The sequence below is a fragment of the Streptomyces sp. NPDC002537 genome (genome assembly GCF_053594975.1).
This window is the reverse complement of record NZ_JBSFWT010000012.1, coordinates 112,166-122,548: the sequence shown is the minus strand read 5'-3', so window position 1 is coordinate 122,548 and position 10,383 is coordinate 112,166. Positions and strand designations below refer to the sequence as shown.

8 protein-coding genes and 1 pseudogene are annotated in these 10,383 nt (G+C 74.2%); 2 read left to right on the top strand and 7 right to left on the bottom strand.

What is annotated here, in order from left to right; translation table 11 throughout:
• Positions 1-128 precede the first annotated feature (128 nt).
• The 3 genes and pseudogenes from ACWD4A_RS08565 to ACWD4A_RS08555 form a co-directional block, all read right to left on the bottom strand.
• Positions 129-1,550: pseudogene (locus ACWD4A_RS08565) on the bottom strand (xanthine dehydrogenase family protein molybdopterin-binding subunit); the annotation flags it as partial.
• Positions 1,551-1,573: 23 nt separating this feature from the next.
• A complete protein-coding gene (locus ACWD4A_RS08560; RefSeq protein ID WP_451191129.1) occupies positions 1,574-2,566 on the bottom strand; it encodes an FAD binding domain-containing protein in 993 nt (330 codons plus the stop codon).
• Complete coding sequence (locus tag ACWD4A_RS08555) at positions 2,458-3,039, bottom strand: (2Fe-2S)-binding protein (RefSeq protein ID WP_451191126.1); 582 nt, start codon at positions 3,037-3,039, stop codon at positions 2,458-2,460. The genes ACWD4A_RS08560 and ACWD4A_RS08555 overlap by 109 nt, the downstream gene beginning before the upstream one ends.
• Before the next feature lie 163 nt (positions 3,040-3,202).
• On the opposite strand from ACWD4A_RS08555, the gene ACWD4A_RS08550 reads away from it, so the two are divergent.
• Positions 3,203-4,465 (top strand): wax ester/triacylglycerol synthase domain-containing protein, encoded by a 1,263-nt coding sequence (locus tag ACWD4A_RS08550; RefSeq protein ID WP_451191123.1) that lies wholly within the window; start codon positions 3,203-3,205, stop codon positions 4,463-4,465.
• A 42-nt stretch (positions 4,466-4,507) separates the two neighbouring features.
• On the opposite strand, the gene ACWD4A_RS08545 is transcribed toward ACWD4A_RS08550, so the two are convergent.
• The 4 genes from ACWD4A_RS08545 to ACWD4A_RS08530 all read right to left on the bottom strand — a co-directional run bounded on the left by ACWD4A_RS08545 (position 4,508) and on the right by ACWD4A_RS08530 (position 8,298).
• The gene (locus tag ACWD4A_RS08545) at positions 4,508-5,728 is read right to left on the bottom strand and encodes a cytochrome P450 (RefSeq protein ID WP_451191120.1); all 1,221 of its coding nucleotides are present in this window, start codon (positions 5,726-5,728) and stop codon (positions 4,508-4,510) included.
• 33 nt (positions 5,729-5,761) lie between these two features.
• Positions 5,762-7,123 carry an NAD(P)/FAD-dependent oxidoreductase gene (locus ACWD4A_RS08540; RefSeq protein WP_451191117.1) on the bottom strand — a complete coding sequence of 454 codons (1,362 nt, stop codon included), beginning with the start codon at positions 7,121-7,123 and terminating at the stop codon, positions 5,762-5,764.
• Positions 7,113-7,322, bottom strand: a complete 210-nt coding sequence (locus ACWD4A_RS08535) for a ferredoxin (RefSeq protein ID WP_451191114.1) — start codon at positions 7,320-7,322, stop codon at positions 7,113-7,115. Before ACWD4A_RS08535 ends, ACWD4A_RS08540 begins: the two co-directional genes overlap by 11 nt.
• Positions 7,323-7,458: 136 nt before the next feature.
• Positions 7,459-8,298 (bottom strand): helix-turn-helix transcriptional regulator, encoded by an 840-nt coding sequence (locus ACWD4A_RS08530; protein WP_451191112.1) that lies wholly within the window; start codon positions 8,296-8,298, stop codon positions 7,459-7,461.
• A gap of 298 nt (positions 8,299-8,596) precedes the next feature.
• On the opposite strand from ACWD4A_RS08530, the gene ACWD4A_RS08525 reads away from it, so the two are divergent.
• Positions 8,597-10,375 carry a BTAD domain-containing putative transcriptional regulator gene (locus ACWD4A_RS08525; RefSeq protein WP_451191109.1) on the top strand — a complete coding sequence of 593 codons (1,779 nt, stop codon included), beginning with the start codon at positions 8,597-8,599 and terminating at the stop codon, positions 10,373-10,375.
• Positions 10,376-10,383 lie beyond the last annotated feature (8 nt).

Below are 10,383 nucleotides of genomic sequence, written 5' to 3'. Positions count from 1 at the left end.
GCCGGCGGTGAGGCGGTAGCTGCCGGTGTTGCCCTGCGTGGCGTGCACGGGGTAGCCGAGTTCGCGCAGCCGGTCGACGTCGCGGCGGGCCCGGTCGGCAGGTCGCTGTCGCCCAGACGGACCGTCACATCAGCCACGGGCAGCCCGAGTTCCTGGGCGGCGAGCTGTGCCAGCACGGTGTACGCGCCCGTGCCGAGGTCGTGCGCGCCGATCAGGACCTCGGCGCGGCCGTCGGCGGTGAGGCGGACCCGGGCCCGGGACGGGGTCCGGAGCACGGGGTAGCCGGAGGACGCGCATCCCCAGCCGACCAGCAGGCCGTCGCGGTCGCGCATCGAACCCGGCCGCGGGTCGCGCCGCGCCCAGCCGAACAGCTCGGCGCCGCGCCGGTAACAGGCCACCAGGGAACGGCTGCTGAAGGGCAGTCCGGAGACGGGGTCCCGAGCGGGCTCGTTGCGCAGCCGCAGTGCCACGGGGTCGACGCCGAGGGCCACCGCGAGCTCGTCGACCGCGCTCTCCAGCGCGAACGAGGCGGGGAACTCGGCGGGTGCCCGCATGAAGCCCGGGGTGTTCACGTCCGTGGGCACCAGGTACTCGCGGGTGCTGATGTTCGGGCAGGCGTAGAGCGCGGCGGTGAAGTGCGTGCCCGGCAGGGGCAGGACGTCGGTGCGGGAGTTCTGTCCCCAGGAGTGGTGTTCGTAGCCGAGCAGCACGCCGTCCCTGTCGGCGCCGAGCCGGATACGGTGGCGCGTCTCCGGGCGGAACGAGCCGACGGTGAACATCTGCTCCCTCGGCACGAGCAGGTGCACCGGCCGCCCCAGCCGCCGCGCGGCGGCCGCGACGAGGACCGTGTGCCACAGCACGGACGCCTTGGCGCCGAACCCGCCGCCGACGTACGGGCTGAGGACACGGACGTCGCCGACCGGCAGGCCGAACATCTCCGCCAGGGCGGACCGGGTGCCCCGGACCCACTGGCTCGGCACGTGCACCGTCAGCCGGCCGTCCCGCCAGACCGCGGTGGTGCTGTGGAGCTCCATCGGATTGTGGTGCATCGCGGGCGTGGTGTACTCCGCCTCGACGACGACCGGCGCCGCCGCCAGGGCCCGTGCGGTGTCGCCCTTCTCGATCGAGAGGTCCTCGTACGGCCGGGCGCCGTCCAGGGCCTCCGCCAGCGTGGCGCGGGCGGGCAGGGCCTCGTACTCGGCCGTGACGCGGTGCGCGGCCTCTTCCGCCGCCTCCCGCGAGTCGGCGACGACGAGGGCGACGATCTGGCCCATGTGGTGGATCTCGTCGGAGGCCAGGGGGTTGCGGCTCGACTGGAAGTGGCCGCCCGCGCCGAGGAATTCGCCCGGCGGCAGCTTGGCCTCGGGACTGTGGTGGGTGAGCACCAGGCGGACGCCGGGCACGGCCTCGGCGTCCGCCGTGCCGATGGCGGTGAGGCGGCCGCGGGCGACGGTGCCGGTGACGAGTGCGGCGTACGCGGTGTCCGGCTCGGCGGTGTCCGCGGCGTAGCGCGCGGCTCCGGTGACCTTGGCGAGCGCGTCCGCGCGCACCACCGGGGCTCCCACGATGTCCGTCACCGGTCCTGTCCCTTCCGGCTCGCGATCATGATGGCCTCGGCCAGGACGTCCGGTCCGAGGCGGAGTTTAGCGGCGTTGCCGCCGAGGGAGCGCGCCCGCGCGAAGGCGGCGCGTCCGGCGCGCCGGGCGGCGGCCGCGGTCAGCGGGCGGCCGGTGAGCTCAGCCTCCGCCTCGTGGCAGCGCCAGGGGCGGGTGGCGACTCCGCCGACCGCGATCCGCGCGGTCAGCACGGTGTCACCGGCGGTCTCCAGGGCGACCGCGGCGGAGACGACGGCGAAGGCGTAGCTCGCCCGGTCCCGCACCTTGAGGTAGGTGGAACGGCGGCCCGCCGGGGTGGCCCGTACGGTGATCGCGGTGACGATCTCACCGGGGCGCAGCGTCGTCTCGAGGTCCGGGCGGTCGCCGTACGGCCGGTGGAGCCGCTCGAAGGGCAGGGTGCGGCGGCCTTCCGGGGAGACCAGTTCGACGTCGGTGTCGAAGGCGGCCAGGGCGGTGCCCCAGTCCCCCGGGTAGACGGCGGCGCAGGTGTCCGAGGCGCCCAGCAGGGCGTGTTCGCGGTTGACGCCGGTGAGGGCGGCGCAGCCGGTGCCGGGGGCGCGCTTGTTGCAGGGTGACGATCCGTCACGGAAGTAGGCGCACCTGGTGCGTTGGAGGATGCTGCCGCCGACGGTCGCCATGTTGCGCAGTTGTGGGGAGGCGGCCTGGCCGAGGCTCTCGGCGAGCGCGGGGTAGTCCCGTGCCAGGACGGGGTCCTCGGCGACGTCGGCCATCCTGGCGAGGGCGCCGAAGCGGAGTACGGGGCCGCCGGTGTCGATCGTGCGGAGTTCGTCGAGGCCGCCGATGTCGACGAGGCGCCGGGGCCGCATGACGTCGAGCCGCATCAGGTCGACGAGGGTGGTCCCGCCGGCGAGTACGACGGCTCCGGGTTCCCGCGCGGCCCGTACGGCCTCGTCGAGGGAGCGGACCCGGCTGTAGGCGAAGGGGCGCACTGCTGCATCTCCTCGGCGGCCGCGGCGACGGCGGCGACGATGTTGGGGTAGGCGGCGCAGCGGCACAGGTTGCCGCTCATGTACTCGCGGATCTCGTCGGCGGAACGTGCGTGGCCCTCGCGCAGGCAGGCGTCGGCGGACATGATCTGGCCGGGGGTGCAGTAGCCGCACTGGAGGGCGTCGTGGTCGACGAAGGCGCGCTGGACGGGGTGCAGTCGGCCGTCGCCGGGGGCGAGTCCTTCGATGGTGACGACGTCGGCGTCCTGCGCGGTGACGGCGAGGGTGAGGCAGGAGAGGACGCGGCGGCCGTCGAGGTGCACGGTGCAGGCGCCGCATGTGCCGTGGTTGCAGCCGGGTTTGGTGCCGGTGAGGTCGAGGTGGTCGCGGAGCAGGTCGAGGAGGGTGGTCCGGGGGTCCGTCGACAGGTCGTGGCGCTTTCCGTTGACGCGCAGTCCGATCGGGTGGATGTCCATCTCCCTTTGGTTTTCCGTCCGTTGAACGCTCGGTGGGTGGCGCACCAGGCTGTCACGGATGACGCGGGACGGCCAGCTTGCCGACAGGCCGGAGAGCGGGGGTGATCACCCGGCCGGAATGCGGCTGTACCGGAACCGGCCGTTCGCCCGCTACCTTCCGGCCATGGACCACCGCACACCCGCCGCGCCCACCACCCTCGACCGCGCGATGTTCGCCTACCCCGTGCACCACCCCGACGCCCAGCTCCGCATCGGCGCCCTGCTCCGTCTCACCGGCGCCGCCCCGCGCATCGGCTGCCTGCGCGGCCATGTCCTGGAGCGGCTGCCCGCCCTGCCCGCGCTCACCCACTACCTGGCGGACGCGGGTGGCGGCTGGACGAGGGCGGAGCGGCCCGACCTGGGCACGCACGTCGTGGAGCATGTGTTACCGCCCGGCGGTGAGCACGTGGAGCGTACGGTCCAGCGGCTCATCCGCCGCCCGCTCCCCGCGGGGGCACCGCACTGGCGCCTCTGGCTGCTGCACGGCCACGAGCCGGGCCGGTACGCCCTGTTGTACCTCGTGCACCACTCGGTGCAGGACGGTGCGGGGATGCTGCACACGCTGGAGACCCTCTTCACCCCGCACGGCACCCCGGAGGCCGAGTCGTCGGCGGTGTTCCCCGGCCTGTCCCCCGCTCCCCCCGTGACGTTCCGGGACCGCGCCCGCGCGCTGCGGAACTCGGCCCGTACGACCGGCCGGTCCCGCCTCTGGGCCTCCGCCCGCCATCCCCTGTCCTCGCGGCGGCGGTTCCGCTGGACGGAGGTGCCCGCGGCCCGGCTGCGGGCCGTGGGCCGGCTCCGGGGCGGCAGCGCCAACGACGCCTATCTCGCCACGCTGGCGCACGCGGTGCAGGACTGGGGGACGGGCCACTGGCCTCCCGCGTGCCGCGCGGCGGAACTGCCGCTGATCATGCCCACGAACATCCGCCGCCCCGGGGAGGCGGGTGCGCCCGGCAACCGTACGGCGATGGTGCGGCTCGTCCTGCCGGGCGGGGACATCCCGTTGGAGCGGCGGCTGGACGGGGCGATCCGGGCCACGGCCCCGCTGAAGTCGGTGTGCCACCGCGAGGCGCTGCGGCGCGCGGCGGCGGCCGTGCCGGGCGTCCCCGCGTGGGCGCTGCCGGGGCTGCTGCGGGCCGTGGCCACCCCGGCCACCGCGGCGATGGGGGTGTCGGGGCTGGTGGCCCGGCACGACCTCCAGCTCGACGGGGACCCGGTCGTCCGGGTGCTGCCGGTGGGCTGTCTGCCGGAGGCGAGCCCGCTCGGCACGCTGCTGCTGACCTATCGGGGCGTGTCGACGGCGTGCTTCATGACGGACCGCGCCCTGCCGGGGCTGGACACGCTCCATCTGCGCTGGCGGCGGATCGTGTCCGGGGCGGTGGGCTGACCCCGGTGGTCAACCGCCCGGGGCCGTCGCCGCGGTCGTGGCTCACGTGCCGCGCGTCTGTTCCACGGGCAGGTGGCGGGGGCCGCGGAGGACCGGGCTGCGGCGGTACTCGGGCGGGTCCTCCAGCAGGCGGGGGTGGTCGAGGCGGTGGAGGAGGGCGGTCAGGGCGATCTGTGTCTCGACGCGGGCGAGGGGCGCGCCGAAGCAGTTGTGGACGCCGCTGCCGAAGCCGAGATGCTGGTTGTCGGTGCGGGTGGGGTCGAAGCGGTCGGGGTCGGGGAAGCGGAGCGGGTCGCGGTTGCCGGAGGCGAGCACGAGGATCAGGGGCGCGCCCTTGGGGACGGTGACGCCGGCCACCTCGATGTCGGTCAGCGGGCTGCGCTGGGGCAGGAACTGGACGGGTGGTTCGTAGCGGAGGAGTTCCTCCACGGCGCCGGGCATCAGCTCGGGCCGGTCGCGGAGCCGTGCCAGTTCCTCGGGGTGGCGCAGCAGGGTGAGCATGCCGTTGGTGATGAGGTTGACGGTGGTCTCGTGTCCGGCGATCAGCAGGAGGACCGCGGTGGTCATCAGTTCCTGGTGGGTGAGCCGTCCGTCCGGCCCGTCGTCGTTGGCGAGGGCGGAGAGCATGTCGTCGGTGGGGCGGCGGCGCCGTTCCTCGGCGAGCTCTCCCAGATACAGCCCCATGGCCTTGCGTGCTTCCATGGCGGCGCACTGGCGGGGTTCGGGGTCCTCGTCGGGGGTGAAGTCGATGGCGGCGACGACCGTGTCCGCCCATACGTGCACCTGCTGCACGTCGCCGGGCGGTACGCCGAGCAGCCGGCAGATGACGGTGACGGGGAGGGGGAAGGCGAAGTCGTCGACGAGGTCGACGCGGTCCTTGTCCTTGAGGGTGCCGGCGAGTTCGTCGGCGATGCGGGCGATGTCGGCGCGCAGCGCGTCGACGCGGGCCGGGGTGTGGGGCGGTCCGAAGTGCCGCATGGTGAGCCGGCGGAGCCGGTCGTGCTCGGGGTCGTCGTGCCCGATGAAGGACACCGGCAGGTCCTCCGCGCCGCGCAGGAGGTTCCGCGGGTCGGTGCGGCTGCGGGGGTCGGAGCTGACGCGCGGGTCGTGGAGCAGCGCGGTGATCTCGTGGTAGGTGCCCACCAGGTAGGAGCCGTCCTCCTGGAGCGCCACGCCGTGTTCGCGGAGTTCGGCGTAGAGCGGGTAGGGGTCGGGGCGGTTCGCGTAGTCGGTGATCCGGCGGAACAGGGTGTCCGTGGACATGTGCGGGCTCCTGGTGGGGGGTGGCTGTGGGGGTCAGCCCGGTCGCAGCAGGGTCAGGCGGCGGTCCGGCATATGGCCGGTGAGGGCGACGGTCGGCCCGTGCGAGAGCAGGGCGGGGTCGGGTACGTCGGAGGGGACGGGTTCGTTCCCCGCGACGAAGTCGGCGGCGCCGGGGCCGGGCGGGAAGGGGGCCGCGGTCTCGATCAGGTACTGATAGTGCTCCAGCCATTTGGCGCGGTTGACGGTGACCGCGGCGGTGACGCGCCCGCGGTAGCCGTAGACCGCGACCAGGCGGCGGTCCTCCGGCGTGCCCTGGGCGATGACGACCTGGTCGGAGAAGGTCGGCACGCCGACCGACTTGATGTTGAGGCCGAACTGGCTGGACCAGAAGACGGGCACGGCCAGGTGGGGGCGGCGGCGCGGGCCCGGGTTGACCATGTTGTGGGCGGCCACCTCGGCCTGGGCGACCGCGTTGCCCCAGTGTTCGAGGGCGAGGAGCTGGTACTCGAAGAGCGGGTGGGGGAAGCGGGCGACGTCACCGGCGACGTAGATGTCGTCGGTGACGATGCCGTACATGTCGAAGACGCGGCACCCGGCGTCGCAGGCGAGGCCCCGGGGGCCCGCGGCGAGGCCGGAGTCGGCCAGCCATTCGGTGTTGCGGACCGCGCCCAGGGCGACCACGGCGATGTCGGCGTCGACACGGCTGCCGTCGGAGAGTTCGGCTCCGGTGAGGCGGCCGTCGCCGGTGAGGGCGGTGACCGTCACGCCGCAGCGCAGGTCGACGCCGTGGGCGCGCTGCAGTTTCGTGGCGAAGGCGCCGACCGTGCCGCCGAGCGCGCCGATGAGGGGCGCGCGGCCGCGCTCGACGACCGTCACCGCCAGGCCGCGTTCCCGGCACGCGGAGGCGATCTCCGAGCCGGTGAACCCGGCGCCGATCACCAGGACGCGGCGCGGCCCGGCGTCGAGGCGCTCGGCGAGCAGGCCCGCGTCGTCGCTCGTGCGCAGGGTGAACACGCCGTCCAGGGCGGCTTCCTCGGGGTGGGGCCAGGGGCGGGCGCGGGTGCCGGTGGCGATCAGCAGCTGGTCGTAGTCGAGGTGGCCGCCGTCGGCGAGGAGGACCTTCTTGGCGACGGGGTCGAGCCCGGCGGCGCGGACGCCGAGCCGCCACCGGGCGTCGACCGGGCGCCGGGCGGGCAGTCCGCACGCGTCGGCGCGGGCCCGTCCGAGCAGCACCTGCTTGGACAACGGGGGCCGGTCGTAGGGGAGGTGGGGCTCGTCCCCGACGAGGGTGAGCGAGCCGGTGAAGCCCTCGTCGCGCAGCGTCTCGGCGGCGCGCAGCCCGGCCAGCGAGGCCCCGACGACGACGATCCGCCCGTCGCGCGCGTCAGCCGGCACCGGAGCCCGCCTGCTCCCCGGCGAGGATGGCCTGTACCGGGCAGGCCGCGGCGGCCCGGCGCACGTGCTCGTCCTGGCCGTCGGGGACGGTGGGGGTGTACATCAGGGCTTCCTCGCCGTGCAGCTCGAACACCCGCGGGGCGAGGAACACGCACTGCGCGTAGCCCTGGCAGCGGTTGAGATCGACCACGACCCGCATCCCGGTCCGTTTCCTCTCGTCGGCCCGCAGCCCCTCTCCGTCCTATCATCCGCGGCGGGACGGCGCCGGTGGTGGTGCTCCGACAGGGTTCTGCGGAGTCCCGTAGGGGACTCGTCACGGAGGGGGCCCGTGCGGCTCAGGTGACGGTGGTGACGACGACGAAGCGCAGGTCGGGCTGTTCCGCGGGCATGAGGACGTGGCTGGTGACGCGGATCTCCGCGCCGCCGTGGCAGGGCAGCCGGAGGCGGAGGCGGTGGCCGCCGGGGTGGTCGACCACGGCGTGCTGTTCCGCCCAGATGCGGCGGCAGGTGCCGTTGGCGGCCAGGACGTCCTCGATCAGGGCCTGGATCAGCGCGTTCCGCGGGGCCCGGTGGCTGGCCAGCCGGAGCATGGGCAGATAGGTGCGGGCGCAGGTCTCCTCCCAGTCCAGCACCTGTTCGCGGGCCTCGTCCGAGGTCAGCGCCCAGCGCATCAGGTTGGCCTGCGGCTCACGGGTGAAGGGGAACCACTCGGTCATGGGGGTGTTGGCGGCGACGATGTTCCAGGCGGCGTCGGAGAGGTAGGCGGGGTGCGGCGCCTGGTGTTCGAGGAGGGCGACGGTCGCGGGGTCGACGGTGGTCCGGCCGTGCCGGGTGCCGCTCGTGGGCGGGCGGCGGCCGGAGACGCCGAGGAAGAGGGTGAGGGTCTCGGTCTCGCTCAGCCGCAGCGCCTCGGCGACGCGCAGCAGGAAGGCGTCCGAGAACTCGCGGGGCGCGCCGGTCTCCAGGGCGCGGTACCAGCCCTCGCTCACTCCGGTCAGCCGGGCGACGTCGGCCTGTGACATCCGCGATCCGGCCCGGTGTCCCCAGATGCGGAGCTCGGGTATGCGCCGCCGGTCGATCCGCTCCCGCCACGCGCGCAGCAATCGGCTGACGGAATCGCCGTCGGTGCACGTCACCGTCGCCGGGAACTCGGGACTTTGGTCCTGTTTCACCATGAGATCACGGGCCCGTCTTTAAACGATCATTGCCATGCCCGTTTCTACCGGATCGGGCCCGTACTGACCAGCCCCGGCCCAACCACCCGGAATTGCCGGGCGAGTTGATTCGCCGCCCGCGCGGAGTGCGGCGCGCGCCGCGGGACCGCCACTGGAACTCACGACACTACGAGTGTCGGATTACCTGTTGCACACTCTGGGGGCGAAGCAGACGTCGCGGCGAGATGCACCCCGTGGCGTCCGGTGCCGCGTGTCCGGATTCGGGAAACCCATAAGGACTCTTTGGGGGTGTCAGAATTTGCGCTTTCATATTCTCGGTCCTTTACGGATCGCCGACGGCCCCGAGGTGGTCGTCCTTCCCCCGTCGAAGCCCACCATTCTGCTCGCCGCATTGCTCCTGCGCCCGGGTGCGGTGGTCTCGACGGACTTCCTGCGGCGTGCGATCTGGGGTGACGAGGAGCCGTCGGCGGCGAAGGCGGCGCTGCACGCGTGCGTGCTGCGGCTGCGGAAGACGTTCACCAAGTACGGGATTTCCGAGGCGGTGATCGAGTCCGTGCCGGGCGGCTACCGGATCGTGGTCGGGGCGGGCTCGCTCGACCTGGCCGGGTTCCGGGAGCTGCGGGCCAGGGCGCGCGCCGAGCGCGATCCCGAGGCGGAGCTGTGCGTGCTGAGGGAGGCGCTGTCGCTGTGGGAGGGGCCCCCGCTGGCCAACGTCCCGTCGGAGTTCCTGCGCCGGGGCGAGCTGCCGGGGCTCGTCGAGGAGCGGCTGGCCGTCGTCGAGCGGGCCTGTGACATCGAGCTCGCGCTGGGGCGTTGCGGGCAGGCGCTGGTGGAGCTGTGGGCCGCGGTCCGGGCCCACCCCGGGCACGAGCGGTTCCGGGAGCAACTCGTCGAGGCCCTCTACCGCAGTGGCCGCCAGGCCGACGCCCTGGCGGAGTGCCGCGAGGTCAAGCGGTATCTGCGGGAGGAGCTGGGGGTGGATCCCGGACCCGGGCTGCGGAAGCTGGAGCTGGGCATCCTTCGCGGCGAGCCGATGGGCCCGCCCGCGGCTCCCCCGGCTCCACCGGCGCGCGAGGCGGCCCCGGTGGAGCCGGTGGAACCGCCGCCGATCGCCGCCGTGTCCTGCTTCACCGGCCGTGCGGCGGAGAGCGCGGCGATCGCCGCGCGGCTGACCGCCGACCGCTCGGGACCCATGATCGTGGTGGTCTCGGGCGCCCCGGGCATCGGCAAGACGGCGCTCGCCCTGCACGCGGCCCAGCTGGCCGAACGGCACTTCCCGGACGGGCTGTTCGCGGTGCGGACGACCCGCGCCGACGGCACGCCCCGGCCGACGGCGGAGGTGGCCGCCGAGCTCCGCCACGGCGCGGGGAACGGTGCCGCCGGGCCCGCCGGGAGCCGCCGGGCGCTGCTGGTCCTGGACGACGTGACCGACGCCGACCTGGTGCGGCCGCTGCTGCCGACGGGCGCGGGCAGCGCCGCGATCGTCACCAGCAGGCTCGGTCTCGCCGGGCTCGTCGCGGCGCACGGCGGCTGGGTGCACCGCCTGGGCACGCTCACCGAGGACGAGTCCTGCCTGCTGCTGGCGTCCGTCCTCGGTGACGGCAGGGCCGAGGCGGAGCCGGAGGCGGTCCGCGAGCTGGCGGCGGCGTGCGGCCACTTCCCGTTCGCGCTGCGCATCATGGCCGCGCGGCTGCTGACCCGGCCGCGGCTGACGGTGTCCGACTGTACGGCCTGGCTGCGCGCGGACCCATTGGCGCGGCTCTCCCTTCCCGACGATCCGCGGATGTCGGTGCCGAAGGCCCTGCGGGACGCGCTGGAACGGCTGGATCCCCGGCTGGCCGACGCGTTTCTCCGGGTCGGCGGCGCACCGGCGGCGGGGATTTCGGTGCCGGTCGCCGCGGGCCTTCTCGGAATACCGCCGGTGGCCGCCGAGGAAATCCTGGAGCGGCTGGTGGACGTGAGCCTGCTCGAAGAGGGACCGGCCGGCGGCTATCGGATGCACGGGCTGCTCCGGGATTTCGCCCGGCGCGCCACCGGACACCAGGACGACTCCCCCGCGCTGACCATGCGCCATTGAATTCATCC